The following is a 25586-nucleotide window of genomic DNA, read 5'->3' on the forward strand; positions in this document are numbered from 1 at the left end:
GTGGCCCGAGTCCGGAAATGACCCGATATGACTAGTCCCTGACGGCTCTCTCAGGCTCGCGGAGCGGCCACAGGTTGACTAGACCACCTTGGCCCTCAGGCGTCGACCCAGACCACCTTGTAACGGACGCGCGGGTCGCGGTGGGCCCGAGACGTCGAGCCCGCGGCGTCGAAACCCCAGCCGCGCAAGGAGTCTGCGACGTTGTCGCGGTCCTTCTCCTCGTTGTACACCCCGATGACGAGCCTCCCGCCAGGTGCGACGACGTCCTCCAGCAGCCGGCCCACGAAGTCGGCCCGGCGGCGCGGCGGCACGTAGTCCAGGCCGGTGCGCACCACCGCGAACTGGCGCGGGGGCACCCAGGTCATCGCGTTGCCGGTCCAGATCCGGTCCGCCCACTGGGGTAGCCGCGTCCGCGCCAGGTCGGCGAGGCGGGCCGAGATCTCCACGCCGTACGGCTCGAGCGTCCTGCCCTCGGCGGCCGCCCAGACGGTCAACGACTCCATGAGGTGGCCGTTGGCGCAGCCGACGTCGAGCAGGTCGCTGCCGTCGGGGACGGCGTCAAGCAGGAGGCGACGGGCGTGCTCCCACCGCGCGTCGTCCCCGCTGTGACCGGACTGGCCCTGGGGCGTGGCGGCGGCGAGGTACGCCGGCTCGACGATGGCGAGCACGCGCTCGTGCCAGGCATCCTCGTCGATCTGGCCGCTGAGCAACGCCGCGTCGATGACGCCCAGCTCGCGCCAGGCCCGTTCCTTGCTGGCGGCCAGCGACTCGTCGGGGCGGTTCGCGACGAACACCAGCTCGCAGCCGGGACGGTCGGGGGCGTCGCGCACGTCCGTCGTGACGAAGCCGGCAGCCTCGAGGTCGCGGGCGATGCCGGCGCGGTCGCGGAAGCGCAGCGTCGACTGGGAGGTGAGCGTGGCGTCCTCGAACACCAGCGTCGACCGGAAGGTGACCAGCTCGCCGTCGACGTCGGTCGTCTCGTGCCACGACTCCACGTGTCCCTGGCCGTCGACGTCGGCCGCGGCGAACGACTCCTCCTTGGTCCACTCCAGCCAGGCCTCGCGGGCCGGGTCGCGGGTCTCGAAGACGAGGTGACCACCGGGGTTCAGCACGGACCACGCCGTCTCGAGCACGTGCCGCCACGCCTCGTCGGTCACGAACACCTGGGCGACGTTGGCGGTCATCGTCACCAGGTCGAAGCGGAGGTCCGCGACGGCGTCGATCTCGCCGACCACCCAGCGCACGCGGTCGGCCCCCGGCTTGCCACGCGCGACGTCGACCGAGGCGCCCGCCGGGTCCACGCCGGTGACGTCCAGTCCCCGGGCGGCCAGCATGACCGCGAACGTGCCGGTGCCGCACCCGAGGTCGAGGACGGTGCGGGCGCCGAGCTCGTCGACCACCGCGGCGTACACCTCGAGGTCGCTGCGGTCGGGGTCCAGCGGGTCGTAGACGACGGCGAGCCGACGGTCGGCGAACAAGGGGTCGGGCACCCGCCCCATTCAACCGCCGACCAATCCGGTCGTCCTCAGTGGTCCGAACCTCTCGTGGCGTACGTCACTGACGACGGGCGCAACCCGATGTGGAGGACCAGATGAGTGACACCAGCAGAAGGAAGTTCCTCGCTGCGGCAGGGATCGGGGCGGCCGGTACGACGGCCGGACTGATGACCGGGACGGGATCGGCGTCAGCGGCTCCCGCCGCGGCCACCCGCGACGCCGGCAGCGCCAAGCAGCCCGTGGTGGCGTACGTCGAGCACCACTTCAGCGACCGGGTCCACCTGATGGTCGGCGAGAGGGAGATCGTCGTCCACGACCGAGACCTGGCCGCGCGCATCCTCAACGCGGCAGGAGGTAGCTGACATGTCGTCACACCGCGAAGCGCCCGAGATCAGCAAGGACCCCGTCGCCGACGGCACGGACACCTACGCGTTCGTCAGCCCCGACCGGCCCGACCACGTGACGCTGATCGCCAACTTCATCCCGCTCCAGAAGCCCGACGGCGGACCGAACTTCTACGAGTTCGGCGACGACGTGCTGTACGAGATCCACGTCAACAACCGCGGCGACGCGACCCGCGACGTGAGCTTCCAGTTCAAGTTCTCCACGAAGGTCCGCAACGACAAGACCTTCCTGTACAACACCGGCCCGATCACCTCGATCGCCAGCCCGAACTGGAACCGGCCGCAGTTCTACACCGTGACCCGGATCGACTGGAAGGGCGACAAGGTCCGCAAGGAGACCGTCCTCGGCAAGGGCCTGCGCACGCCGCCGGTCAACGTCGGACCCCGCTCGACGCCGAACTACGCCAAGCTCTCGAGCGAGGCCGTGCACGCCGTCAAGCAGGGCGCGCGTGTGTTCTGCGGCCAGCGTGCCGACGCGTTCCACGTCGACCTGGGCTCGATCTTCGACCTGGGGGCGCTACGTCCGCTCAACGAGGCGCACCTGATCTCGATGCCGAACATGAACGGCGTCAACTCGGTGCAGTCCTACAACGTGCACACGATCGCGATCGAGATCCCGATCAAGCAGCTGACCCGCGACGGCAGCCAGCCGAAGAGCGCGCTCAGCCCGAAGGCCGTCATCGGCGTGTGGGCGACGGCCAGCCGCCGCAAGTCCCGCATGTGGGACAAGGACAAGGGCAAGTACGTCGGCCACGGTCCCTGGGAGCAGGTCTCCCGGCTGGCCAACCCGCTGTTCAACGAGGTCATCGTGCCGATGGCCGAGAAGGACGAGTGGAACGCCCGCCCGCCGTGGGACGACAAGCGCTACACGAAGTACGTGAACAAGCCGGAGCTCGCAGGGCTGCTGCCCGTGCTGTACCCCGGCGCGTTCCCGAACCTGGCGAAGTACGACAAGCCCAGGGCCGACCTCAACGCGGTGCTGCTCACCGGCATCCCGAAGGGCGTGGTTCCCGGGTTCCAGAACTTCACCGGCGCGACCCAGGCGGACATGCTCCGGCTCAACGTGGCGATCCCGCCGACGGCCCAGCCGAACGACCTCGGCCTGGTGGCCGGCGACGCCGCGGGCTGGCCCAACGGCCGTCGTCCCAACGACGACGTCGTCACCATCGCGCTGCGGGCCGTGGCCGGCCTGACCATCCCGCTGGTCGACCCGTCCTTCAAGCCCGACGGCGCCGCCAGCGCCGCCGCGGACGGGACGACGAACACCAACGCCGGCGTGACCGACAGCTTCCCGTTCCTCGGCCTGCCCGGTGGCGGGTACCAGACGGCGCCCGGGACCACGAAGGCGTCATGAGCGTCGCCGCAGAGATGGGGCACGAGAACCCGCACGCCGGCCAGGGCTCGGTGCTGCTCGACATCGGCGGTGACATCGGCGCCCTCGTGGTCGCCATGCCGGCGTCGATGCTCGGGCAGGAGATCGAGATCGACGGCGTGGAGGTGGTCCACCCCCACGGGCACACGCACGGGCATGGCCATGCGCATCGCGCCCACGTCGCCGTCGTGGACCGCCCCGTGCCCGGCGGGACGCAGCCGTCGCTGGTGTTCCCCGAGCTCAGCGAGGGCAGCTACGCGCTGTACGCCAAGGGCGCCCACGAGGTGCTCCTCACCGCCGAGATCACCGGCGGACAGGTCACGTTCGTGGAGTGGCCGACACCCTGAAAGTCACCGGCCCACCCCCGGGGTAGAACTGTCTAGCCCTGGGGGTGGGCCTGGGGCGACGGCCTGACAGAGCCGTCGTCTTCTTGTTACCTTCCACTCATGGGTTCTCTCCCCCCAAGGGCCCGGTTGTTCGCTGCGCTCGCGACGGTCCAGACGATCTGCCTGGCCGCCGTCGCGGTTCCCGCGTTCTCCGGAGCGACGACGACAGTCACCGACACGACCGGTGCGCACGCGTCCGACGCGCGCACGGCCAAGCGTTCCGTGGTGCAGGGCACCATGGGCAACGACACGATCATCACCAAGCGGTACGGCCAGCGCGTCCTGGCCCTCGCCGGCGACGACTACATCCGCCTCGGCAGCGGTGACGACGCCGCGTACGGCGAGGACGGCAACGACTGGCTGCACGGCAACGACGGCAACGACTGGATCTACGGCGGCGGCGGCAACGACCACCCGCAGGGTGGCACCGGGAACGACCACGTGTACGGCGGTCCCGGCGACGACGAGCTGGACGGGGACCAGGGCAACGACTGGATCTACGGCGGCGACGGCAACGACTCGATCACCGGCGACGAGGGTGACGACGTCATCTACCCCGGTCCCGGCGCCGACGAGGTGTACGGCGAGGAGGGCATGAACAAGATCGTCGCCACCGACGACGGCGTTCGTGACGACTTCTTCTGCAACCAGATCGTCGTCCCCGCCCCGCCCGGCGTCATCGTCTACATCGGCCACCGCGACCCGCTCGACGCCTTGCGCAACTGCAAGGTCGTCATCAAGAACTAGCCGGGTCCCGCTGGAGCACGTCCTGGCCACGACCGGCGGCCAGGGCGCTGAGCGCGAGCGCGCCGACGAGCAGGCCGAAGTCGCGCAGGGCGACGTCGTAGTAGTCGCCCAGCGTGACCAGGTCGAGGATGATGCCGCCCAGCCACGCCGCGACGAGCAGCCCGCCGAACCGCGGCCGCCACGCGACGACCAGCCCGGCCACGACCTCGACCACGCCGACGGCGTACATCGCCTGGTCGGCGTTCCCGGGCACGAGGTCGTCGATCCAGGGGGCGAGGTACTGCGACCAGTCGGTCAGCAGGTGGGTGAACTTGTCGAGCCCGAACGCGATCGGCGCGATCGTGAAGACCGTGCGCAGCAGGAAGAACGCGGCGTCCGGGCCGGCGAGGGTGGCGAGCGCGCCGGCCGGGGTGCGGCGGTCGAGGTTCGTGGACATGGGTGCCTCCGATTTCTAAAAGTGATCTTGATTGACGTTAGAAACCCACACCTCTTGTGTCAAGACCAATCTCTTTTAGAATCGCGTCATGGACCTGCGCGCCCGCGTCACGGGGATCGGCGCCCTCGCCGACGACACCCGGCGCGCCCTCTACGCCTACGTCGTCGCCCAGCCGGACGCGGTCTCCCGCGACCAGGCGGTGGAGGCCCTGGGTCTGGCCCGGCACAACGTGAGCCACCACCTCGACCGCTTGGTGGCCGACGGCCTGCTGGAGGTCGAGTACCGCCGGCTGAGCGGCCGCCGTGGTCCCGGCGCCGGCCGGCCGAGCAAGCTCTACCGCCGCGTGGACGCCGAGATCGCGGTCTCCCTTCCGCCTCGCCGCTACGACCTGGTCGGCAGCATCCTGGCCGCGGCCGTGAACCGCGCCGGCTCCGGCACCTCCCTCGACGAGGCCGTCGCCGCGAGCGCCCGCGACGAGGGCACCGCGCTGGCGCGGGAGGCCCAGGCCGAGCCCTCGCTGGCCGGCCTGGCCGACGTGCTGGCCACCCAGGGGTACGAGCCACGCCTCGACGACGGCGTCCTGCTCCTGGCCAACTGTCCCTTCGACGCCCTCGCCCGCCAGCACACCGACCTCGTCTGCGGCGTCAACCAGCGCTTCGTGCAGGGCGTGGCCGACGGCCTCGGCTGCCCGGGCGCCGCCTCGCTGGAGCCGGAGGACGGTCTGTGCTGCGTGAAGGTGCGTCCGTCGTGATCGACCTCGGAGCTCGCCCCGCGCGCCGGTGAGTGAGGGTCGGTCTCGGCCGCGGAAACCGACACTCACGCACCGCTGGTCGGGCAGCGTCCTCGATCAGCCCCGCACGCTGGCGAACCCCAGCAGCGCGGCGAGGCCGAGAGCGCTGCGGGGCTCGTACGGCGCGCGCCAGATGCCGCCGTGGACGGCGCCGTACGCCTCGTCCATCCAGGGGTGGGCGTGCACCGGGTGCTCGCTCATCAGGTCGTGGACCAGGAGTGCGGCCATGAGGGTGTTGGAGGTCGAGGGGTCGAAGACCTCCACACCGAAGCGGTGGGCGCCGGCGAAGGCGGCGGCGAGGGCGCGGTTCTTCACCACCGAACGGGTGCGGGTCGACGGCGCGACGTGGAAGGACACTTGCTGGCCGTCGCGGCGGGCGGTGCAGGCACGCCAGCGCTGGACCCGCTTGGCCAGCGCGTAGTTGGGGCCCTGCTGCGGGACCAGGCAGTCGGAGATGCCCGGGTCGGCGCCCGGCGCGTACTGCCGGTGCAGCAGCCGGCCGCGCGACGCCCAGCGCAGCGGGCGGCCGACGAGCTTGCTGCCGGCGGAGCGGGCGTCGTACGCCGCCCCCGAGTGCGCCACCGCGTCGCCCGGGACCACGAACACGTCGGTCGGAGTGGCGAGGAAGGCCAGGGCGGTGTCCGGGCGGGCCGCGGTCACCCGCGAGGCCAGCGCGTCGGCGGCCAGCGAGACGCGGACGTGCGTGCCGCCGTCGGCGTAGAGGTAGTTGCCGACGACCAGCCGCCCGTCGAGGCCGGCGAGCCAGTCGCTGGTCTCCGGTACCTCGGCCAGCAGGTCGACCCCGGCGTCCTCCGTCCCCGGGACGACCGGCACGAGCAGCCGGCCCGCGGCGGCCCGGGCCGTGCCCAGCACGCGCTCCCAGATCGCCGGCGTCGGCAGGTCGACTGCCGCGACCGTGGCACCCCAGCGCAGCAGCGGCCCGAGGGGTCCCATCTCCGCGCCGGCGCCCAGCACGCCAACCGTGCGGCCCTCGAGCCGCAGCCACTCGGGGTGCGCGGCGACCTCGCGGACGGCGGCGGCGGCCGAGGGCTCGAGGACGCCGGCGCGCTCCCACGCGTCCAGCTGAGCGTCCAGCACAGCGCCGGTCAGCCGCCGGCCGCGGTACGGCAGCACCAGGTCGGTCAACGGCTCCCCCTGCCCGCGCACCTCCAGCGTGTCGAGCGACCGGGCTGCCGGAGCCGACGCCAGCGAGGACAGCGGCCGGTCACCGCCCTCGGCCGCGACGACGAGGCGGCGGCGTACGGCGTCCAGGCCGGCGTCCGCGATCGCGCACCACGCGTCGGGGCTCGGCAGACCCGCCTCGACGAGTCGCCGGAAGTGCAGCAGGTACCGGCTGCGCCAGGCCGTCTCGCGCTCGGCCGCGTCCGCACCGAGCGCGTCGACCGGACGCAGTGCTTCGGCCACGACCTTGCGCGCCACCGAGGTCGTCGGCCGCGAGCCGTCCTCGGTCGCCGGGAAGGAGATGCCGTGCGTGGTCACGCGAAACCGGAGGGCAGGCGTGGCGTGTACGGTGCCTCGAGGGCCGCCGCCTCGTCGTCGGTGAGCTCGAGGTCGACCGCGGCGACCGCGTCGGTCAGGTGCTCGACCTTGGTGGGTCCGACGATCGGCGCGGCCACCACCGGGTTGCGGAGCACCCAGGCGAGGGCGACCTGGGCCATGGGGACGCCGCGGGCCTCGGCGACCTGCTGCACGGCCCCGACGATCGGCGGGTTGGACTCGTCGTCGTACCTCCGCTGCAACGCGTCGGTCTCCGAGCGCTGGGTCGTGCCGCCCCACGGACGCGCGAGACGGCCCTTGGCCAGCGGGCTCCACGGGATGCTCGCGACGCCGAGGTGGTCGAGCAGGCCGAACATCTCGCGCTCCTCCTCGCGCTGGAGCAGGGAGTACTGGTCCTGCATCGAGACGAACGGCGTCCAGCCGTTGAGCTCCGCGGCGTGCTGCATGGTGGCGAGCTGCCAGGCCCACATGGAGGAGGCGCCGATGTACCGCGCCTTGCCTGCCTTCACCACGTCGTGCAGCGCCTCCATCGTCTCCTCGACCGGGGTCTCGGGGTCGAAGCGGTGGATCTGGTAGAGGTCGACGTAGTCGGTGCCGAGACGGGTGAGGGACGCGTCGACCTGCTCGAGGATGGCCTTGCGGGACAGGCCGGAGCCGCCCGGGCCGTCGTGCATCCGGAAGAACACCTTGGTCGCGAGCACGACGTCCTCTCGCCGCGAGTACTCCTTGATCGCCCGGCCGGTCACCTCCTCCGACGTACCGGCGCTGTAGACGTTGGCGGTGTCCCAGAAGGTGACGCCGTGCTCGACCGCCGCACGGAAGACCGGTGCGGCGGCCTCGTCGTCGAGCGCCCACTCGTGCGCGCCGTCGCCGGTGCCGAAGCTCATGCAACCCAACGCGATGCGGCTGACCTTCAGCCCGGAGGTACCGAGACGCGTGTAGTCCATGCCCGTCATCCTTCCGCACCGGGCGGCGCCCAGAAGTGTCGCCCGGCTGACGGTTCGTCGCACCCCGGCCGCCCTAGCGTGGCCTCACCGGGGGCGGAGGGTCCTCGGCCGTCGATCGTCCGAGGGAACCGCTCATGTCTCGTCTCGTCTCGAGCACCCGCGCGCGGGTGCTGCTCGTCGCCCTGTTGTCCGTTCAGGAGCGCCCGCATCACGGGCTGATGGCTCGGTCAGGGTGTGAGCGGTGGCGGCCGACGGCGGCCACCCCTCACCCCTGTCGCGGCCGCCCCGTGGTACCGCGGATGACCAGACGCGTGGGCAGCACGGTCCACGGTGCCTGGTCGAGACCGGCCAGCCCGTCGAGCAGCATGCGCGCGGCCAGGCGCCCCTGCTCCCGCACGTCCTGTCTCACCGTGGTGAGGTCGAGCTCCTCCGACAGGGGGTGGTCGTCGATGCCCACGACCGAGATGTCACGGGGGGTGTCCAGGCCGGCGCGTCGGATCGTGTGAAGGGCGCCGATCGCGAGCTCGTCGGAGTGCGCGAGCACGGCGGTCGGCGGCTCGTCCAGGGCGAGGAGTGCCGCCATCGCCTCGGCTCCGTGCCGCGCCGACCACGGCACCCGCTGGAAGAGCTCGGGATCCGGGTCCAGGTCCCGCTCCTCGCGGGCCTCGGTGAATGCCAGCGCGCGGCCGGCGACCGGCCAGTGCGAGGCGTTGGGGTCGATGGCGTCGATCATCGCGATCCGGCGGTGACCCAGGTTCACGAGGTGGTTGACCGCCTGCCGTCCGGCGCCGTGGTCGTCGATGCTGACCGTGGGATACGGCGCGACCTGACCGCCGGCGGCGACGATCTGCACGCCCATCGTCGTCAGCCGCTCCTGCTCCGCCTCGCTCGCCGGGATGCCGACGACGAGCACACCGTCGACCTTGCGGCGCGCGGGCAGCAGCTCGAAGAACGAGTCGCGGTCGGCCCCCTCGCCCACGCGGTAGAGCATCAGGTCGTAGCCCGCACCGCGCAGGGTCGCGTCGATGCCCTCGAGCACCTCGCCGAAGAACCAGCGACTCAGGTGGGGGACCACCACGGCGATGCGACGAGTTGCGCCGCCGGACAGGGTCGAGGCGGCGGGCGACACGACGTACGCGTGCTGACGCGCGACCTCCAGGACCCTCTCGCGCGTCGCCGGCGCGACGCCGGGCTGGTCGTTGAGTGCCCGCGACGTGGTGGCCATCGACACCCCGGCCGCCCGAGCGACGTCGGCCATGTTGACGTTCCGGGCGAGCTGGGCCAGCTCGTCGTTCTTCGTGCGCTTCGCCACGATCGCTCATCCTACGGTGCGAGGCTCAGAAAGCGTTTCCAACGCGCCCATCTGCCCCTCACATTGAGCGCAGCTCTTGACGTTGACTCGGTCGACTGGCACAGTTTCGGAAACGTTTCCAACACCTCCGTGACGAATGGAGCCCCTGCATGAACCAGCTACGACCACGCGGCCCGCGCGCGTCGGCCCGGCGGGCCGCTCTCGGGATCACCGCCGCCTTGCTCGGCGCCGCCGCACTGACCGCCTGCGGGGGCGACAGCGGCGGGGACTCCGGCGGCACCACGATCAAGATCTGGGCCAGCGTCGACCAGCCCATCATCGACGGCTTCCAGCAGCACCTGGACGCCGCCGCGAAGGAAGCCGGCCTCACGATCAAGTTCGAGAAGGTCGAGAACATCAACCAGCTGATCATGACCAAGCTGCAGGCCGGCGACCAACCGGACATCGCGCTCATCCCCCAACCCGGCGTCGTGGGCGACATCGTCGACCTGGGCGCGGCGTACCCGCTGGACGACGTCGTCGACACCGCCGCCCTGGGCGAGACGATGATCCCGGGCACGCTCGACGTCGGCACGTTCGACGACAAGCTCTACGGGCTCCTGGTCCAGATGAACGTCAAGAGCCTCGTCTTCTACAACAAGCCGGCCTTCGAGAAGGCTGGGTACCAGGCACCCAAGACCCTCGACGAGCTCCTCGCCCTCACCGACCAGATCAAGGCGGACGGCGGGACGCCCTGGTGCATGGGCCTGGAGTCCGACACGGCCACCGGATGGCCGGCCACCGACTGGTTCGAGGATCTCGTGATGAGGTACGGCGGCGTCGACGGCTACAACCAGTGGGTCTCACACGAGATCCCGTTCGACTCCGACCTGGTCCGCCAGGCGGCCGCGACCTTCGAGAAGATCATGTTCACCGACGGCAACGTGCTGGGCGGGCGCAAGGCGATCGCGAGCACCGGCTTCGCCAACGCCGGCTACCCGATGTTCGACCCGGGCGGCCCGTCCTGCTGGCTGTTCAAGCAGGGCAGCTTCATCCCGAACTTCATCGTCGAGGGGGCCGGCACGACGCTTGACGACATCGGGGCCTTCGGGTTCCCGCCCCTGGAGGAGGGCGGCGACAACCCGACCCTGGGCGGCGGTGACCTCGCGGTGCTGCTCGACGACTCGGACAACGCCAAGACCGTCATGAAGATGCTGGCTGACCCTGACCTCGGTCTCGAGGCCGCGCCGATCAGCAGCTTCATCTCTCCCCACAAGAACTTCGACACCAGCCTGTACCCCGACGCGCTCACCGCCCAGATGGCACAGGTGGCCTACGACTCGACGGCATTCCTGTTCGACGGGTCGGACCAGATGCCGGGCGAGGTCGGAGCAGGCAGCTTCTGGCGCGAGATGACGGCGTGGGTGTCCGAGCAGGAGGACCTCGACACGGCGCTGACCAACATCGACGCCAGCTGGCCGGCCGGCTGACATCACGAACCGTGTGGGGCGAGGTCTGGGAGCCTCGCCCCACACGGCTCGTCCGCGACACCGGATCAGCTGGGGGTGGGACGTGAGCACGCAGGACCTGGCGTGGTGGCGGCACGCGGCCATCTACGAGATCTACCCACGCAGCTTCGCCGACGGGAACGGCGACGGTGAGGGGGACCTGCGCGGCGTGATCGACCGGCTGCCGTACGTCGCCGGGCTGGGGGTGGATGCGCTGTGGATCGCGCCTTGGTACCCCTCGCCCATGGCAGACGGCGGGTACGACGTCACCGACCACCGCGACATCGACCCACGGTTCGGCACGTTGGCCGACGCCGAGGAGCTCCTCGACCGGGCCCACGCACTCGGGCTCCGCGTGCTGGTCGACCTGGTGGTCAACCACACCAGCGAGCAGCACCCCTGGTTCCGGCAAGCCCTCGCCGCCGCACCGGGCTCACCCGCACGGGCCCGGTACTTCTTCCGGGACGGCCGTGGCCCCGAGGGCGGAGAGCCGCCCACGAACTGGATCAGCGCCTTCGGGGGCTCCGCTTGGACCAGGACGACCGACCCCGACGGCTCACCCGGCCAGTGGTACCTCCACACGTTCGCCCCCGAGCAACCCGACCTCGACTGGAGCTCGCCCCGGGTGGCCGAGGATGTCGACGGGGTGCTGCGGTTCTGGCTGGACAGGGGTGTGGACGGCTTCCGCGTCGACGCCGCGTCGGCGATGGCGAAGCCCGCGGGTCTCCCGGACGCCGACCCGGCACTCCAGGTCGCGTGGACACCGCGCGAATGGGCCGACCACCCGCAGTGGGACACCGACGGCGTGCACGACATCTTCAGACGCTGGCGCCGGGTCATCGACGACCATCCCGGCGAGCAGGTGACCGTGGCCGAGGCCGTGGTCAAGGACCCGGAGCGGCTCGCCCGGTACGTGCGCCCCGACGAGCTGCACACGGCGTTCAACTTCACGTTCATGCACGCCTCGTGGGACGCCACGGTGCTGCGGTCCGTCGTCGACGACACCCTGGCCTCCCTCGCGCCCAGCGGCGCACCGGCCACCTGGGCCCTGTCCAGCCACGACGAGGTCCGGCCGGTCACCCGCCTCGGCCGCACCGGCGGCATCACCGACCCGGTGCTCGGCCGCCGTCGGGCCCGCGCGGCCGCCCTGCTCACCTTCGCCCTGCCCGGCGGCGTCTACGTCTACCAGGGCGATGAGCTCGGCCTGGCCGAGGTCGAGGACCTCCCCGAGCACGCGCTCCAGGACCCGGTCTACCGACGTACCGCCGGCCGGGCCCGGGGGCGCGACGGGTGCCGCGTCCCGCTGCCCTGGTCCGGCCACCACCCGCCGTACGGCTTCACCGACGGCCCGGGGGCACCGTGGCTGCCGCAGCCGGCCACGTGGTCGGACCTGACCGTCGAGGCCGAGGACGGGGACCCCGGCTCGGTCTTGAACCTCTACCGTGAGGCACTTCGCCTGCGGCGCGGTTTCCGCGACGAGCCAGGTCTCGTCTGGGCAGGCGACCCGTCCGACCGCGTCCTCGACTTCCGGCGCGGTGATCGGCTGCGCTGTGTGGTCAACCTCGGGCCCACGCCCGTCGACCTCCCGGGTCCGCCGACGCTCTGGAGCGAGCCGGGGTCGCCTGATGGACGCCTGCCCACCGACACCGCGGCGTGGTACGTCGGCTGAGACGGGTCAGACCTCTTGGTCGCGGCCGCCCCGCCGCCAGCGGCTGACCTCGGCCCCGGGCACGCGGGCCGCCGCCTCGTGCTCGGTGAGGTCGAGCGCTCCCGCGAACCCCACGACGAGTCCGTCTGCGTCGAGGAGCGAGCCGGCGAAGACCCAGTCGTCGTACGTCCCTCCAGGCGTCGACGTCGCCGTCACGAAGCTCGACCTCGTCCCGCGCGGTGCCCTCGGGCGGTCCCACATCGTCCCGTCGGTCAGCGGGAGGTAGGGCGTCACGGTGACCGCGGCGTACCAGCCTGCCGCCGCGAACGGTTCCTCGAAGGCGAACGCGTGGCCCATGTGCGGGTCGTCGACCCGGACCACGTGCACGCTCCCCTCGTGCTCGTCCGGGCTCAGGAGCGGGCCCCGGGCGAGGAGCCGGGGCAGCCAGCGGTCCATGTAGGCCTGGTGCTCCTCGTGCAGGGGATGCTCCTCGTGCACGAACTGCGGACCGTCGCGGCCGAGGACGAGGACGTGCACACCGGCCACCCTGCCACCACAGCTGGACCGCGCCCACCGCTAGTAGGCTCCGGCCGTGCTGGTCGCGGTCGACGCCGGAGGTTCGTCGACCCGAGCGGTGGTGGTGGACGACACCGGGGCCTGTCTCGGGCTGGGTACGGCGGGAAGCGGGAACCCGATCTCCGGCGGTCCGGAGAGCGTCGTGCTCGCGTTGGGAGCGGCCGTGCGCCAGGCGATCGTGTCGGCGGAGGTGGAGCCCGGCGAGATCCGAGGCGCTGCGATCGCGATGGCGGGGTCGAAGTCCGTGCGGTCCGACGACGGGCCGGAACACGCACCCATCACCGCCGGACTGGCGGCCGCCGGCGTGCACGCACCGTTCCTCGTGGAGTCCGACATCCTCGCCATGTACTGCGCGGGGACCAGCGACCCCGACGGCTACGGCCTCGTGGCCGGTACGGGGGCGGCAGCGATCCGGGTGCGCGGCGGGGAGGTCGAGGCCACCTCCGACGGGACCGGATGGCTGCTCGGCGACGAGGGGTCCGGGTTCTGGATCGGCCATCGGGTCGCGCAGGCCGTGGTCGCGGACCTGGACGGCCGAGGACCGTCGACGACGCTGACCCCGCTCGTGCTGGCGCAGCTCGGGATCGACTCCGACGAACGACCCCTGGCCCGGCTGGTCGAGGCCGTGTACGCGGACCTCCCGGTCCGCCTGGCCCGCCTCGCGCCCCTCGCCTTCACGGCCGGAGACGACCCGACGGCAGCCGCCATCGTCGCGGCGGCCTCGGAGGCCCTGGCGCACACCCTGGACAGCGTCCGCGGCGCCGACGTCGAGGGACCCCTCGTGATGGGCGGGAGCGTGCTGCTCCACCAGCAGGCCGTCGCCTCCGCCGTGGAGACCGCCTTCCGTCGGCGTGGCGGCGCCGGACCCGTCGTCCGGGTCGCCGACGGCGTGGCCGGCGCCGCAACCCTCGCCCTGCGCCGACGAGGTGTCACCGTCGACCGGGCCGTGTTCGATCGCATCGCGGGATCACTGGCGGCCCTGCGCCACCCAGGAAGCGGCTAGCGCGGCCGGCTGCGTCGCGCCGTCACGGAGTGGGACGGCGAGATGTGCTCGGTGAGGGCCATCGACGCGGCGGAGCGGTCCGGGGTCAGCTGCACGACCCGGATGTAGAGCGAGTCCGCGATCATCATCTGCGAGTGCCGGGCGGCCAGGCTGCCGTTGCGGTACGACGTCTCGAGGGCCGCCGTCCGCAGGAAGTGGCGGGACGCGGCGGCGACGGCGGACCGCGGGTCGCCGGTCAGCCCGACCGTCACCGCTCCCCGGTCGGCGGCCAGCCGCAGCGGCTCCACCACCTCGCGGGTCGCGCCCGAGTGGGAGATCGCGATCGCGACGTCGTCGGCCGTCAGCAACGAGGCGGACGTCAGCGCCTCGTGCACCTCGGTCCACGCCCGCACGCGCACGCCGATGCGGAAGAGCCGGGTCTCCAGCTCGTAGGCCACGCTGGCCGAGCTGCCGATGCCGTACACGTCGACGCGGCCGGCCACGGCCATCGCCCGGCTCGCCAGGTCGAGGGCCTCGTAGTCGAGCTGGTTGACGGTCTGGGTGATGGCGCGGACGTCGGAGTTGGCCACCACCTCGACGACCTGCTGCACCGAGTGGTCGGGGCGGATGTGCACGCCGACGTCCACCACCGCGCCGGACGCGGTCGACCGGCCCTTCTGCTCGGCCAGCGCGAGCCGCAGCTCGGCATGGCTGGCGAGCCCGAGGGACTGGGCGAACCGCGTCACCGACGCCTGCGAGACACCGGCCCGCGCGGCCAGTGCCACGGCGGAGAGCCGGGCGGCCTCGGCCGGGTCCTCGAGGACCGTCTCGGCCACCTCCCGGAGCGCGCCGGTCAGCCGCGGCGTGACGGTACGGATCAGGTCGGTGAGATCGGCCGGGTCGGACACCCTGGCCGCGGTCTCGGGGGCGCTCGTCATGGCTACTTCGACGTCCCCTGCGTGACCGACCCCTGCAGCTGGCGCTGGAAGATCGTGTAGACCACGAGCACCGGGACGACGGTGATGACCACGGCCGCGAAGAGCCGGCCGTAGTCGACGTTGTACCCGGCCTGCGACGCGAAGGACGCCATCCCCTGCGAGAGCACGTAGTTCTCGCGCTTGGTGTTGAGCGCGACCGGCAGCAGGAACTGGTTCCACAGGCCCAGGAAGTTGAAGATCGCGACCGAGGCCAGGCCGGGCGCGGCCATCGGCAGCATCACCTGGAAGAACTTGCGCCACTCGCCCGCCCCGTCGACCTCCGCCGCCTCCGAGATCTCCATGGGCAGGGCCCGGAAGAACGGGTAGAGGAAGAAGACCGTGAAGGGCAGCGCGAACGCGACGTACGTCGTGATCAGGCCCGGCAGGGTGTTCAGCAGGCCGATCTGCTTCAGCACGAAGAACAACGGGACGATGGCCATGAAGATCGGGAAGGTCAGCCCGGCCAGCATCGAGTAGTAGATGAAGCGGCGCCCGCGGAACTCGAAGCAGGCGAGCACGTAGGCGCACATCGACCCGAGGATCATCACGATGACGAGCGCGCTGCCCACCACGATGACCGTGTTGACGAAGTAGCGCCCGATCCCCTGGGTCGTCCACGCGGAGACGTAGTTGTCGAAGTTCCAGTGCTCGGGCAGCCCGAACGGCGAGGCGAAGATCTCGCTGCTCGTCTTGAACGACGACATCAGGGTCCACAGCAGCGGCACGATGACCAGCAGGCTCCACAGGCCGAGCACCGCGTGCGAGACCGTCGCGACGACCTTGTCGCCGGCCGGCTCGCGCTCGGGGCCCGGCGCGGCGCCCCGTGCGGTGGACGTGTCCGTCGTCGTCGCGGTCATCGGGCCACCGTCCTCTCGCGGCGGCCGACCAGGCGGTTCACGGTGAAGACGATCGCGGCGAAGGCGAGGGTCGCGATCGCCATCACGACGCCCATCGCGCTGGCGAGGCCGAACTGGCCCTTGGCGAACGCGGTGTCGAGCAGGCGCTGCGGCATCACGAGGGTCGAGTTGGCCGGGCCGCCTCCGGGGTTCAGGGCCGCCATGTAGACGAACGCGTCGAGGGCCAGGATGCCGAGGTAGATGTAGGCGGTCTGGATCGTGTCGCGGATCAGCGGGATCGTGATCGACCACGCGATGCGGAACCGGCCCGCGCCGTCGATCCGGGCCGCGTCGTAGAACTCCGACGGGATCCCCTTGATCGCGGCGACGAACAGCACCATGTAGAAGCCGACGAACCCCCAGATGATCACGAACATCGAGGCCGGCATGGCCGTCGTGGTGTCGCCGAGCCAGGGGAACGAGTCGAACCGGTCGAGGCCGACCCCGGTCAGCAGTCCGTTGAGGAGCCCGCTCGACGGGTCGTACATCTGCGCCCAGATCAGCCCGATGATGATCGCCGGGACGGTGTAGGGGAAGAACGAGATGACCCGGTAGAAGCTGGAGAACCGCAGTCCCCGCGTCTGCCCGTACGACGCCCCGCCCACGGTGATCATGGTGGCGAGCGCGAAGCTCAGCACCACGGTCACCAGCGGGACGACGACGGCCAGCAGGAGGTTGTTGCGCACCGCCTTCATGAAGACGTCGTCGTGGAGCAGCTTCTGGTAGTTGTCCAGGCCGACGAAGCTCATGTCGGGTGTGAAGCCCGTCCAGTCGGTCATCGAGTAGTAGATGGCCTGGACGAACGGCCACACCACGAACACCGCGAAGAGCGCCAACGGCAGACCGAGGAACACGAGCATGAAGCTCACGCGGTCGAACGTCAGGGGCCGCCGCGAGGCGCGGCGAGGTGGTGCCTTCGGGGTGTCCGTGGTGGGGACGAGCGTGGAAGCGGTCACGTCACCTTGATCTTCTTGATCGAGTCGTCGTCCCGGATCTTGTCGGTGATCTTCTGCAGCCCCGATGTCAGGTCGGACACGCTCGCATCCCCCGCGAGGAAGCTGTTCCAGACGACGAGCTGGTCGACGTTCATACCGTAGAGGTCGACGAAGCCCCAGGTGAAGACGTCCGAGCCGGCGTCGGTGAGCATCTTGCTCTGCGACACCAGGGCGGTCGAGCCGAAGCCGTCGTCGGGTACGGTGCCCTTGACGATCGTCGGCGCCAGCTTCGACTTGGCGAAGTTGGTGGCGGCCTCCTGGGACAGCATCGTGCGGAGCAGCTCCTTGCCGCCCGCGACGTTCTTGGCGTTCGACGGGATGATGAACGGCTCGCCCGCGGTGCTGTGCATCGCGGTGTACGGCATGGCGGAGCCGGACGTGAGCGTCATCTCGGGGAACCCGGTCATCTCGAAGCCGCTCTTGGTCTGGTCCTTCATCTCGTTCTCGATCCAGGAGCCCGACGGGTACAGCAGCGCGTCCTGGTTGTTGCTCCACTGGGCCTGCGCGGCGGTGAACTGGGTGCCGGAGCCGCCGGGCTTCATGTAGCCCTTCGACACGATCTCGCCCATCGCCTCGAAGACGCCCTGGACGGGGTCGAGGGACCAGCAGCCCGCGTCGAGGTTCTCCAGCGCCAGCCGGACCTCGTCGCCGCCCTCCTTGATCGCCGAGGCGATGGCCAGCGTCTGGTAGTACGTCGCCGCCTCCTTGCCCCAGAGGAAGAGGTACTTGCCGGCCTTCTTGGCCTCGCCACCCAGGGCGATCGCGTCGTCCCAGGTCTGCGGCGGCTGCCAGCCGTTGTCGTCGAACAGGCTGGCGGAGTACCAGACGGCGTACACCGTCAGCACGTAGTTCAGCGCCGCGAGCTTCCCGTCGAAGGTGCCCGGCGCCTCCACGCCCCCGAAGAGCGTGTCGCGGATCGGGGTGCCCTCGAGGTTGTCGGCGTCGAGGACGTCGCCGAGGTCCTCGAGCTGGTCGAGGATCGTGCTGAAGCCGATCGCGTTCTCGCCGGAGTTGTCGATCAGGTCCGGCGGGTCGCCGCCCACGAAGCGGGGCTGCAGCTCCTGGGCGATCTCGGTGGTCGCCGACACCTTCACCGAGGAGCCGGCGAAGTTCTTCTGCATGATCGCCGCGGCGAACGACACGTAGTCGGTGCCGTACCCGCCGTCGAAGATGACCGCGTCGACGGTGGCGCCGTCGGCCATGCCGAACGGGTTGTCGGTGCTCTTGGTGCCGCCCTGGCTCTCCTTGTCGCTGTCGTTCTTGCTGCCGCTGCCGGCGCAGGCGGCCAGCGCGCTGCTCAGCGGGATGACGGCCGCCGCAGCGAGCGCGCCCCTCACGATGGTGCGCCGGTCGTAGGTCCTGGTCGTGTTCACTCTGCGTGTTCCTTTCGTGAGGTGGTGCATTCAGGCGTGGCGTCGCAGCCGGTCGCCATAGGTGTTCTCCAGCCGGTGGTTGTGCTCGTCCCCGGCAGGGATGTTGGCGGAGAGGTAGATCGGAGGTACGCCGCCCGCGGCCGCGATGCGCTCCGCGACGCCGAGGGTCAGCAGTTGGGCGATGAAGGCCGCCGTCATCGACGAGACGGCGCCGACCTTGATGTCGCCGTCGCCTCCCTCGAGGGAGAGCGTGGAGTCGCCGTACGGCGCCAGGTTGTCGATCACGACGTCCGCGACCTCGCTCAGCCGGGCCCCGCTCGGGTGCTTGGGCGTGACCCTGGCGGTGTGCTCGAGGCTGGTGACGGCGATGACGGCGTGACCGTGCTCCTTCGCGGCCAGCGCGATGCCCACGACCGAGCCGTTCACCCCGGAGTTCGAGGCGATGACGAACACGTCCTCGGGGTGCGGGTGGATCGTCGCCCACAGCTCGTCCACGATGCCCGGCTCACGCTCGAGCGTCGCCCCGTCGGCCAGGACCGACGGGTCCCGCCCACCGAAGAGCACCACGTCGATCAGCGCGATGCTGTTGGTCGGGATGAGGCCGCCCGCACGCCCGGCGATCTCCATGGCGAAGGCCTGGGAGTGTCCGGTGCCGAACGCCTGCACGATCCCGCCCTTGTCCAGCGCGGTGGCCATCAGGTCGACGGCGGCGTCCAGCCCGCCGGCGTCGGCGAGGTCCGTGAGGCGGTCCAGCCTCGTGGTCACCTCACGCAGGAGCTGACGGGATGAATCAACCATTCAGAAAGATCCATTCAGAAGGTTCGTGGAACATGAACCAACCAAACGGAACGGGGCAGTGTCAAGAGGCCGCGCGGAACTGTTGCCCAGACGAGACGACCGGAGGGGACGCCAGGGGGTGACTCCCGGCGGGCCGGATCAGACGTTGAAGCGGAACTCGACCACGTCGCCGTCGGCCATGACGTAGTCCTTGCCCTCCATGCGCACCCGGCCCGCCTCGCGGGCCTTGAGCATGGAGCCGGCGGCCATCAGGTCGTCGTAGGAGACGACCTCGGCCTTGATGAAGCCGCGCTGGAAGTCGGTGTGGATCACGCCGGCCGCCTCGGGGGCCGTGGCGCCCTTGCGGATCGTCCAGGCGCGGGACTCCTTGGGGCCGGCCGTCAGGTACGTCTGCAGGCCCAGGGTGTCGAAGCCGACCCGGGCGAGCACGTCGAGACCCGGCTCGTCGACGCCCATCTCGGCCAGCATCTCGCGGGCCTCCGCGTCGTCGTCGAGCTCGACCAGCTCGGCCTCGAACTTGGCGTCGAGGAAGATCGCCTCGGCCGGGGCGACCAGCTCCTGCATCCGCGCCTTCAGGTCGGCGTCGCCGAGCTCGTCGGCGTCGCAGTTGAAGACGTAGATGTACGGCTTGGCGGTGAGCAGGGACAGCTCGCGGAGGAGGACGCCGTCGACCTTGCCGCCCTGGATGAGCGCGATGACCGGCGTACCCTCCTCGAGCGCGGCCTGGGCCGTCTTCGCGGCCTCCACCGTCGCCGCCAGCGCCTTGTTGGCCCGTGCTTCCTTCTCGAGCCTCGGGATCGCCTTCTCCAGCGTCTGCAGGTCCGCGAGGGCCAGCTCGGTGCGGATCGTCTCGATGTCCGATCCCGGGTCGACCTTGCCGTCGACGTGGGTGACGTCGTCGTCGCGGAACACCCGCGTCACCTGGCAGATCGCCGCGGACTCGCGGATGTGGGACAGGAACTTGTTGCCGAGCCCCTCCCCCTCCGAGGCGCCGCGGACGATGCCCGCGATGTCGACGAACTCGACCGTGGCCGGGACGACGCGGGCCGAGTCGAACAGCTCGGCCAGGCGCCCCAGACGCGGCTCCGGCACGGCGACCACGCCGACGTTCGGCTCGATGGTGGCGAACGGGTAGTTCGCCGCGAGCACGTCGTTCTTGGTCAGCGCGTTGAAGAGGGTCGACTTGCCCGCGTTGGGCAGGCCGACGATGCCGATGGTGAGAGCCACGTCGGGAAACTCTAGGTCTGGGTGGCGCGCGCAGCCGATTCCGCGGAGCGCGACTGCGGGTGCGCCGACGCCGGGGAGAAGGTCAGCCAGAGGCTGACGACGACGTAGTACACGACGTACACCAGCGACAGCCCGACGAGCACGGCCGGCGCCTCCGGCAGCGCCGCGGTGATGGCCGCCCACAGCGCGAGCCAGAGCGTCGCCAGCGTCATGTTGGAGTACCAGAGCTTCTCGGTCCGCGACGGGTAGAGGTACTTGATCGGCACGAACACCAGCACGGACAGCGCCAGCAGCAGCACCGTGGTCGCGACGGTCGAGAGCTCCCAGACGACCACGTAGAACGCGACGATGTTCCAGTACGACGGGAAGCCGAGGAAGAAGTGGTCGTCGGTCTTCGCGTCGGCCCGGCAGAACTGGTAGGTCGAGGCCAGCAGCGGGATGGAGGCCACCACACCGCCGGCGGCACCGTCCGGCAGGTAGCCGTTGGCCCAGAGCAGCGCCATCGGCGCCAGGGCGTAGGTCATGTAGTCGACGATGTTGTCCAGCAGGGCCCCGTCGAAGCCGGGCAGCACCTCCTTGACGCGGAAGCGCCGGGCCAGCATGCCGTCCGTGCCGTCGATGATCATCGCGACCAGGAACAGCCACAGCACGGTCTCGACCTCGTGCCGGTAGGAGAAGTGCACCATCAGCAGGGCGAGGACGGCCCCCGTGGCCGTGAACACGTGCACGGCTCCGGCCGCCAGCCGGGCACCAGTGGTGCTCGACGCGGTGCTGACCATTCGGACAGCCTAGGGGTCGGCGGGGCCCGATCAGCGTCGATGCCTCGTCCTAGGGTGGGTCGGGTGCGGATCGCCACGTGGAACGTCAACTCCCTCCGCTCGCGCATCGACCGCGTGGAGGCGCTGCTGCAACGGCACGACATCGACGTGCTCGCGCTCCAGGAGACCAAGGCACGCGAGGACCAGCTGCCGCTGATGGGCCTGCAGGCGATGGGGTACGACGCGGCCGTCGCCGGCGTCAACCAGTGGAACGGCGTCGCCATCCTGAGTCGGGTCGGCATCGAGGACGTCGAGGTCGGCTTCCCCGGCCAGCCGACCTGGGGCGAGCCGGCCGACGTGGAGTCGCGGGCGATCGGCGCGACGTGCGGCGGCGTACGGGTGTGGTCGCTGTACGTCCCCAACGGCCGCAAGGTCGAAGACCCGCACTACCACTACAAGCTCGACTGGCTGGCCCGCCTGAAGGAAACGGCTCACGCCTGGCGCGACGACGACGTCGCCCTGGTCGGCGACTGGAACATCGCGCCGTTCGACGAGGACGTCTTCGACATGGCGGCGTACGCCAACGACACCCACGTCACCCCGCCGGAGCGCGACGCGTTCAAGGCGTTCCTCGAGGACGGCTGGACCGACGTCGTCCGCCCGCACACGCCCGGCCCGGACGTCTTCACCTACTGGGACTACTTCCGGCAGCGCTGGGAGCGCAACCGCGGCATGCGCATCGACTTCGTGCTCGGCTCACCGGGCCTCGCGAAGCGGGTCACCGGCGCGTTCATCGACAAGGACGAGCGCGCCGGCAAGGGCGCCTCCGACCACGCTCCCGTCATCGTCGACCTCGGCTGAGGACATCGACGCCCCGTGCGGCGACAGCCCCACTAGGGCCGTCATTGACAAGTGCGCGGAGGCGGCGGAATCTCATGGGGAGGTCGCTTCCTGTGGAGCTGATGATGAGAAGACTCGCTGCCGTCGCCGCCGCCCTCACGGTGTCACTCCTCGCAGTGCCCACCGCATGGGCCGCACCGTTCCCCGGCTCGATCCCGCTCCCCGTCGACTTCCAGCCCGAGGGCATCACGGTCGGGACAGGGAGCACCTTCTACGTCGGCTCCCTGTGGGACGGCGACATCTTCCGCGGCAGCCTCCGCAGCGGTGAAGGGCAGGTGTTCATCGACGTCAGCGGGCGCCAGGCGCTCGGCATGAAGGTCGACGAGGGCCGGCACCTGCTGTTCGTGGCAGGCGGGTTCACCGGGCACGCGTACGTCTACAGCACGCGGACCGGCGCCACCGTCGCGGACCTGACGCTCGGCACGCCCGGTGCCTCGCTGGTGAACGACGTCGCCCTGACGCGCGACGCGGCGTACTTCACCGAGACGTTCGCGCCCGTCATCTACAAGGTGCCCATCAATGCGGACGGCACGATCGGGCCGCCCGAACCCATCACGGTGACCGGGCCGGCCGGCGTCTCCGTTCCCGGCACCTTCGGCCTCAACGGGATCGTCGCGTCGCCCGACGGGTCGAAGCTCCTGGTCAACCACTCCGACCTGGGCATCCTGGCGACCATCGACGCCGACACGGGCGAGAGCCGGCAGGTCGACATCACGGGTGGGGCACTCGTCCCGGGCACCCCGGACGGGCTTGTCCTCGCCGGCCACACCGCCTGGGTGCTGGAGAACTTCGCCAACTCGGTGGCCGAGGTGCGGCTGTCCCCCGACTTCTCCACGGGCCAGCTCGTCCAGACGATCACCGATCCGGCGTTCCGGGTACCGACAACGGCCGCGATCCACGGGTCCCGGCTAGCGCTCGTGAACGGCCGCTTCGATCTCGGCTTCCCGCCTCCGCTGGGTCCGGGCGCACCTCCGGGCACCGACTTCGACGTGGTCCAGATCCGCATGCACTGACCGCGGAGAGCGCGCGGAAAGGGGTACCCCCGATGAACCCCACCCGACAGCTGCGACGGCTGTGCGTCGTCGCCGTGCTCACCGCGATCACGGCGACCGGCACGACCGCGGTGGTCACGACCGCGACCGGAGCGGGCTCCGGCGGCTGGAACCCCATCGGTCACGGCAAGAAACCCGCGGACCCGGCACTCGCCGGCAAGGTCGAGACGCTCACCAGCGTCGGCCGGACCGTGTACGTCGGCGGCGACTTCATCGACGCAGGGGGCCTGGCCAAGGCCGACCACATCGCGTCCTGGAACGGGAAGAAGTGGTCCGCGCTGGGCGGCGGACTCGGTGACAGTCCGAGTGCGGTGTACGCGATCGCCGTCGACCCCGTCACCGGCGACGTGTTCGCGGCGGGGTCCTTCCAGGACGCCGGCGGCGACCTGGCGGCCGATGCCATCGCCCGCTTCGACGGCACGTCGTGGAGGTCGCTGTCGTCCGTCGGGCTCAACGGCCCCGTGTTCGCGCTCGCGATCATCGGCCGCACGTTGTACGTCGGCGGTGGGTTCTCCGAAGCGGCCGGCATCGCCACGGCGGACTCGGTCGCGGCGTACGGGATCGACAGCGGGGCCTGGGCTGCCATCACCGACGGCAACAACGACATCGGTGGCTCGGTGTGCTGCCTGGTGTTCGACGGCGTCGCGGGTCTCTACGTCGGCGGGAGCTTCTTCGACGCGGACGGGATCCCGAACGCGGACTACGCCGCGCACTACCTGGGCGGGACCGCGTGGAGCGCTGTCGGGCCGTCGAGCGCCCTCAACGGCCGGGTGCGTGCGATGGCGGTGTCGGGCACCGACCTGTACGTCGGCGGGGACTTCGTCAACGCCGGCGGCGACCTCAACGCCGACAAGGTCGCGAAGTACGCCGGGGCCGACTGGACCGCGCTCGGGAGCACCAGTGCCTTCGGCGACGGCGGGAACTCGATCTACGCACTCGCGGTCGACGACGACGCGGTGTTCGCCGCGGGCTACTTCAACAACGCCGGCGGCAGGTCGAGGATCGACGGTGTCGGTGCATTCAAGGCGGGCGCCTGGACGAACGTCGGCTCGGACGGTGCCGGGAACGGCCCGGTCCCGGTGAACACCCTGATGACGTCACTCAGGGTCGTCGGCGACCAGCTCTTCCTCGGCGGGCTCGCCTCCACCATCGGCGGCAGCACGAAAGCCGGGTACGCAGCCTGGTTCCCGCTGCGCCAGCCCGACGGCCAGATCGCCGTCGGCACAGATCCCTTCGTGGGCAAGGGTGTCTACAACACGACCGGCGCCGGCCAGACCGTTCACCAGACCGTCCACCGCTCGGCGACGGAGACCTTCAAGATCAGGATCAGGAACGACGGGTTGTTCGCCGACACGTTCACGGTCAAGGGCACGGGATCGTTCGGCCCCTACAAGGTCAAGTACCTCAGCGGCACGACGAACGTCACCGCGGCCGTGGTCGCCGGCGTCTTCGCGATGAGCGCGCTCGGGCCCGCTGCATGGCGGACGATCAAGCTCGAGGTGACGGTGTCGCCGAGCGCGACGGTCGGTGACGTGCGGTCGTTCCTGGTCTCCGCGACGTCGTCCGGTGCGGGGACGGCGAAGGACGCCGTGAAGGCCAGGGTCAAGGCCGGCTGAGCCTCAGCCGTCCAGGCGCGCGAGCTCCTCGTCGGTCAGCTCGAGGTCGGCGGCGGCCGCGGAGTCGGTGATGGACTCTGGCCGCTTGGCGCCGGGGATCGGGATGACGCACGGCGACTGGGCGAGCTCCCAGGCGAGGGTCACCCGCTGCGGGCTGACGCCGCGGGCGGCAGCCACCTCGGCGAACGCGCCGTGCTCGTCGCCGAGCTCCTTCGCCGAGGACAGGCCACCGAGCGGGCTCCAGGGAAGGAAGGCCAGGCCGAGCTCCTCGCAGACGTCGATCTCGGGGCGGCTGCTCCGGAACGCCGGCGAGTACTGGTTCTGCACGCTGACCAGCGCGTCGCCGAGCACCTCCTTGCCGAGGCGGATCTGCTCGGGGTTCGCGTTGGAGAGCCCGACCATCTCGACCTTGCCGGAGTCGTGCACCTCCTTGAGGGTCGCCAGGACGTCGGCGTACCCGACCTTGGGGTCCGGCCGGTGGTGCTGCCACAGCGCGATCCGCTCGACGCCCAGGCGGCGCAGGCTGGCGTCGACGGCGCTGCGCAGGTGCTCGCCGCTGCTGTCGAGGTCCCACCGGGCGTCGTCCCCGACCCGGACGTGCCCGGCCTTGGTCGCGAGCAGTACCTGGTCGCGGACGCCGAGCTCGTCGAGGATGCCGGCGATCAGGGACTCGTTGGCCCCCTGGGTCCCGGCGCCTCGCTCGTCTCCCGGTCCGTACGCGTCCGCAGTGTCCAACAGCGTGACGCCGGCGTCCAGGGCGGCGCGCACGGTGGCCAGGAGCTGGTCGCGCGGCTGCGTGCCGGTCTGGTCGAAGGTCATCAGGCCGAGGCCGATCGCCCCGACCTGGTGCTTGCCGATCATCCGAGTCTGCATGCCTCGACCGTAGCCAAGGC

25 protein-coding genes are annotated in these 25586 nt (G+C 70.9%); 11 read left to right on the top strand and 14 right to left on the bottom strand.

The genetic code is table 11. The features are described 5' to 3' along the window. Nucleotides 1-95: 95 nt before the first annotated feature. Nucleotides 96-1490, bottom strand: coding sequence for a class I SAM-dependent methyltransferase (locus ISU07_RS24050; RefSeq protein WP_323742611.1), 1395 nt, complete (start codon nt 1488-1490; stop codon nt 96-98). A 101-nt stretch (nt 1491-1591) separates the two neighbouring features. Between ISU07_RS24050 and ISU07_RS14050 the strand changes: the two genes are divergently transcribed. From ISU07_RS14050 to ISU07_RS14065, 4 genes are all read left to right on the top strand, one after another. Continuing rightward, nucleotides 1592-1858 carry a hypothetical protein gene (locus ISU07_RS14050; protein ID WP_194707431.1) on the top strand — a complete coding sequence of 89 codons (267 nt, stop codon included), beginning with the start codon at nt 1592-1594 and terminating at the stop codon, nt 1856-1858. 1 nt (nt 1859) lies between these two features. Beyond that, on the top strand, nt 1860-3254 hold the full coding sequence (locus ISU07_RS14055; protein WP_194707432.1) for a DUF4331 domain-containing protein: 1395 nt from the start codon (nt 1860-1862) through the stop codon (nt 3252-3254). After that, on the top strand, nt 3251-3619 hold the full coding sequence (locus ISU07_RS14060; protein WP_194707433.1) for a hypothetical protein: 369 nt from the start codon (nt 3251-3253) through the stop codon (nt 3617-3619). Before ISU07_RS14055 ends, ISU07_RS14060 begins: the two co-directional genes overlap by 4 nt. A gap of 99 nt (nt 3620-3718) precedes the next feature. After that, nucleotides 3719-4405: a calcium-binding protein gene (locus ISU07_RS14065; protein WP_194707434.1), complete on the top strand. Its 687-nt coding sequence runs from the start codon at nt 3719-3721 to the stop codon at nt 4403-4405. Here ISU07_RS14065 and ISU07_RS14070 read toward each other — a convergent pair. Next, nucleotides 4395-4841: a DoxX family membrane protein gene (locus tag ISU07_RS14070; protein ID WP_194707435.1), complete on the bottom strand. Its 447-nt coding sequence runs from the start codon at nt 4839-4841 to the stop codon at nt 4395-4397. The two genes, ISU07_RS14065 and ISU07_RS14070, sit on opposite strands and share 11 nt — an antisense overlap. An 88-nt stretch (nt 4842-4929) precedes the next feature. Between ISU07_RS14070 and ISU07_RS14075 the strand changes: the two genes are divergently transcribed. Beyond that, complete coding sequence (locus ISU07_RS14075) at nt 4930-5592, top strand: helix-turn-helix transcriptional regulator (RefSeq protein ID WP_194707436.1); 663 nt, start codon at nt 4930-4932, stop codon at nt 5590-5592. 96 nt (nt 5593-5688) lie between these two features. Here the strand turns inward: ISU07_RS14075 and ISU07_RS14080 are convergent, their stop codons facing one another. The 3 genes from ISU07_RS14080 to ISU07_RS14090 all read right to left on the bottom strand — a co-directional run bounded on the left by ISU07_RS14080 (nt 5689) and on the right by ISU07_RS14090 (nt 9408). Beyond that, complete coding sequence (locus ISU07_RS14080) at nt 5689-7131, bottom strand: hypothetical protein (protein ID WP_194707437.1); 1443 nt, start codon at nt 7129-7131, stop codon at nt 5689-5691. Then, complete coding sequence (locus ISU07_RS14085; protein ID WP_194707438.1) at nt 7128-8096, bottom strand: aldo/keto reductase; 969 nt, start codon at nt 8094-8096, stop codon at nt 7128-7130. The genes ISU07_RS14080 and ISU07_RS14085 overlap by 4 nt, the downstream gene beginning before the upstream one ends. Nucleotides 8097-8361: 265 nt before the next feature. Continuing rightward, a complete protein-coding gene (locus tag ISU07_RS14090) occupies nt 8362-9408 on the bottom strand; it encodes a LacI family DNA-binding transcriptional regulator (protein WP_323742612.1) in 1047 nt (348 codons plus the stop codon). A gap of 149 nt (nt 9409-9557) precedes the next feature. Between ISU07_RS14090 and ISU07_RS14095 the strand changes: the two genes are divergently transcribed. Together ISU07_RS14095 and ISU07_RS14100 are read left to right on the top strand one after the other, a co-directional pair. Then, nucleotides 9558-10877, top strand: a complete 1320-nt coding sequence (locus ISU07_RS14095; RefSeq protein WP_194707439.1) for an ABC transporter substrate-binding protein — start codon at nt 9558-9560, stop codon at nt 10875-10877. Nucleotides 10878-10959: 82 nt separating this feature from the next. Beyond that, complete coding sequence (locus ISU07_RS14100; RefSeq protein ID WP_323742613.1) at nt 10960-12564, top strand: glycoside hydrolase family 13 protein; 1605 nt, start codon at nt 10960-10962, stop codon at nt 12562-12564. A gap of 6 nt (nt 12565-12570) precedes the next feature. On the opposite strand, the gene ISU07_RS14105 is transcribed toward ISU07_RS14100, so the two are convergent. After that, nucleotides 12571-13080, bottom strand: a complete 510-nt coding sequence (locus ISU07_RS14105) for a YciI family protein (RefSeq protein ID WP_194707440.1) — start codon at nt 13078-13080, stop codon at nt 12571-12573. Between the two features lie 55 nt (nt 13081-13135). Here ISU07_RS14105 and ISU07_RS14110 point away from each other — a divergent pair, with 55 nt between their 5' ends. Next, nucleotides 13136-14122 carry an N-acetylglucosamine kinase gene (locus ISU07_RS14110; RefSeq protein ID WP_194707441.1) on the top strand — a complete coding sequence of 329 codons (987 nt, stop codon included), beginning with the start codon at nt 13136-13138 and terminating at the stop codon, nt 14120-14122. On the opposite strand, the gene ISU07_RS14115 is transcribed toward ISU07_RS14110, so the two are convergent. The 7 genes from ISU07_RS14115 to ISU07_RS14145 form a co-directional block, all read right to left on the bottom strand. Beyond that, nucleotides 14119-15039, bottom strand: a complete 921-nt coding sequence (locus ISU07_RS14115; protein ID WP_194707442.1) for a MurR/RpiR family transcriptional regulator — start codon at nt 15037-15039, stop codon at nt 14119-14121. The two genes, ISU07_RS14110 and ISU07_RS14115, sit on opposite strands and share 4 nt — an antisense overlap. Nucleotides 15040-15041: 2 nt before the next feature. Next, a complete protein-coding gene (locus ISU07_RS14120) occupies nt 15042-15935 on the bottom strand; it encodes a carbohydrate ABC transporter permease (RefSeq protein ID WP_194707443.1) in 894 nt (297 codons plus the stop codon). After that, a complete protein-coding gene (locus ISU07_RS14125) occupies nt 15932-16834 on the bottom strand; it encodes a carbohydrate ABC transporter permease (protein ID WP_194707542.1) in 903 nt (300 codons plus the stop codon). Before ISU07_RS14125 ends, ISU07_RS14120 begins: the two co-directional genes overlap by 4 nt. Nucleotides 16835-16926: 92 nt before the next feature. Beyond that, nucleotides 16927-18342, bottom strand: coding sequence for an N-acetylglucosamine/diacetylchitobiose ABC transporter substrate-binding protein (ngcE, locus tag ISU07_RS14130; protein WP_323742614.1), 1416 nt, complete (start codon nt 18340-18342; stop codon nt 16927-16929). 30 nt (nt 18343-18372) lie between these two features. Then, nucleotides 18373-19140, bottom strand: coding sequence for a sugar isomerase domain-containing protein (locus ISU07_RS14135; protein ID WP_194707445.1), 768 nt, complete (start codon nt 19138-19140; stop codon nt 18373-18375). Between the two features lie 138 nt (nt 19141-19278). Next, the gene (gene ychF / locus ISU07_RS14140) at nt 19279-20367 is read right to left on the bottom strand and encodes a redox-regulated ATPase YchF (protein ID WP_194707446.1); all 1089 of its coding nucleotides are present in this window, start codon (nt 20365-20367) and stop codon (nt 19279-19281) included. Nucleotides 20368-20378: 11 nt separating this feature from the next. After that, nucleotides 20379-21146 (bottom strand): CDP-alcohol phosphatidyltransferase family protein, encoded by a 768-nt coding sequence (locus tag ISU07_RS14145; RefSeq protein ID WP_194707447.1) that lies wholly within the window; start codon nt 21144-21146, stop codon nt 20379-20381. A gap of 63 nt (nt 21147-21209) precedes the next feature. On the opposite strand from ISU07_RS14145, the gene ISU07_RS14150 reads away from it, so the two are divergent. The 3 genes from ISU07_RS14150 to ISU07_RS14160 all read left to right on the top strand — a co-directional run bounded on the left by ISU07_RS14150 (nt 21210) and on the right by ISU07_RS14160 (nt 24693). After that, nucleotides 21210-21986 (top strand): exodeoxyribonuclease III, encoded by a 777-nt coding sequence (locus tag ISU07_RS14150; RefSeq protein WP_194707448.1) that lies wholly within the window; start codon nt 21210-21212, stop codon nt 21984-21986. A 104-nt stretch (nt 21987-22090) separates the two neighbouring features. Further along, a complete protein-coding gene (locus ISU07_RS14155; RefSeq protein ID WP_194707449.1) occupies nt 22091-23038 on the top strand; it encodes an SMP-30/gluconolactonase/LRE family protein in 948 nt (315 codons plus the stop codon). Between the two features lie 32 nt (nt 23039-23070). Then, complete coding sequence (locus ISU07_RS14160) at nt 23071-24693, top strand: hypothetical protein (RefSeq protein WP_194707450.1); 1623 nt, start codon at nt 23071-23073, stop codon at nt 24691-24693. A 3-nt stretch (nt 24694-24696) separates the two neighbouring features. Here ISU07_RS14160 and ISU07_RS14165 read toward each other — a convergent pair whose 3' ends face one another. Continuing rightward, entirely contained in the window at nt 24697-25566 is an 870-nt protein-coding gene (locus ISU07_RS14165) for an aldo/keto reductase (protein ID WP_194707451.1), read from the bottom strand. Nucleotides 25567-25586 lie beyond the last annotated feature (20 nt).

The sequence above is a fragment of the Nocardioides islandensis genome (genome assembly GCF_015352455.1).
GTDB lineage: Bacteria > Actinomycetota > Actinomycetes > Propionibacteriales > Nocardioidaceae > Nocardioides > Nocardioides islandensis.

Excerpts from the sequence above, each read along its gene's own strand:
- ISU07_RS14085 (WP_194707438.1), bottom strand. The coding sequence starts at position 8,096 with ATGGACTACACGCGTCTCGGTACCTCCGGGCTGAAGGTCAGCCGCATC.
- ISU07_RS14055 (WP_194707432.1), top strand. The coding sequence starts at position 1,860 with ATGTCGTCACACCGCGAAGCGCCCGAGATCAGCAAGGACCCCGTCGCC.
- ISU07_RS14145 (WP_194707447.1), bottom strand. The coding sequence starts at position 21,146 with ATGGTCAGCACCGCGTCGAGCACCACTGGTGCCCGGCTGGCGGCCGGA.
- ISU07_RS14070 (WP_194707435.1), bottom strand. The coding sequence starts at position 4,841 with ATGTCCACGAACCTCGACCGCCGCACCCCGGCCGGCGCGCTCGCCACC.
- ISU07_RS14155 (WP_194707449.1), top strand. The coding sequence starts at position 22,091 with ATGAGAAGACTCGCTGCCGTCGCCGCCGCCCTCACGGTGTCACTCCTC.
- ISU07_RS14065 (WP_194707434.1), top strand. The coding sequence starts at position 3,719 with ATGGGTTCTCTCCCCCCAAGGGCCCGGTTGTTCGCTGCGCTCGCGACG.
- ISU07_RS14095 (WP_194707439.1), top strand. The coding sequence starts at position 9,558 with ATGAACCAGCTACGACCACGCGGCCCGCGCGCGTCGGCCCGGCGGGCC.
- ISU07_RS14050 (WP_194707431.1), top strand. The coding sequence starts at position 1,592 with ATGAGTGACACCAGCAGAAGGAAGTTCCTCGCTGCGGCAGGGATCGGG.
- ISU07_RS14075 (WP_194707436.1), top strand. The coding sequence starts at position 4,930 with ATGGACCTGCGCGCCCGCGTCACGGGGATCGGCGCCCTCGCCGACGAC.
- ISU07_RS14160 (WP_194707450.1), top strand. The coding sequence starts at position 23,071 with ATGAACCCCACCCGACAGCTGCGACGGCTGTGCGTCGTCGCCGTGCTC.
- ISU07_RS14135 (WP_194707445.1), bottom strand. The coding sequence starts at position 19,140 with ATGGTTGATTCATCCCGTCAGCTCCTGCGTGAGGTGACCACGAGGCTG.
- ISU07_RS14120 (WP_194707443.1), bottom strand. The coding sequence starts at position 15,935 with ATGACCGCGACGACGACGGACACGTCCACCGCACGGGGCGCCGCGCCG.
- ISU07_RS14125 (WP_194707542.1), bottom strand. The coding sequence starts at position 16,834 with ATGCTCGTGTTCCTCGGTCTGCCGTTGGCGCTCTTCGCGGTGTTCGTG.
- ISU07_RS14115 (WP_194707442.1), bottom strand. The coding sequence starts at position 15,039 with ATGACGAGCGCCCCCGAGACCGCGGCCAGGGTGTCCGACCCGGCCGAT.
- ISU07_RS14060 (WP_194707433.1), top strand. The coding sequence starts at position 3,251 with ATGAGCGTCGCCGCAGAGATGGGGCACGAGAACCCGCACGCCGGCCAG.
- ISU07_RS14165 (WP_194707451.1), bottom strand. The coding sequence starts at position 25,566 with ATGCAGACTCGGATGATCGGCAAGCACCAGGTCGGGGCGATCGGCCTC.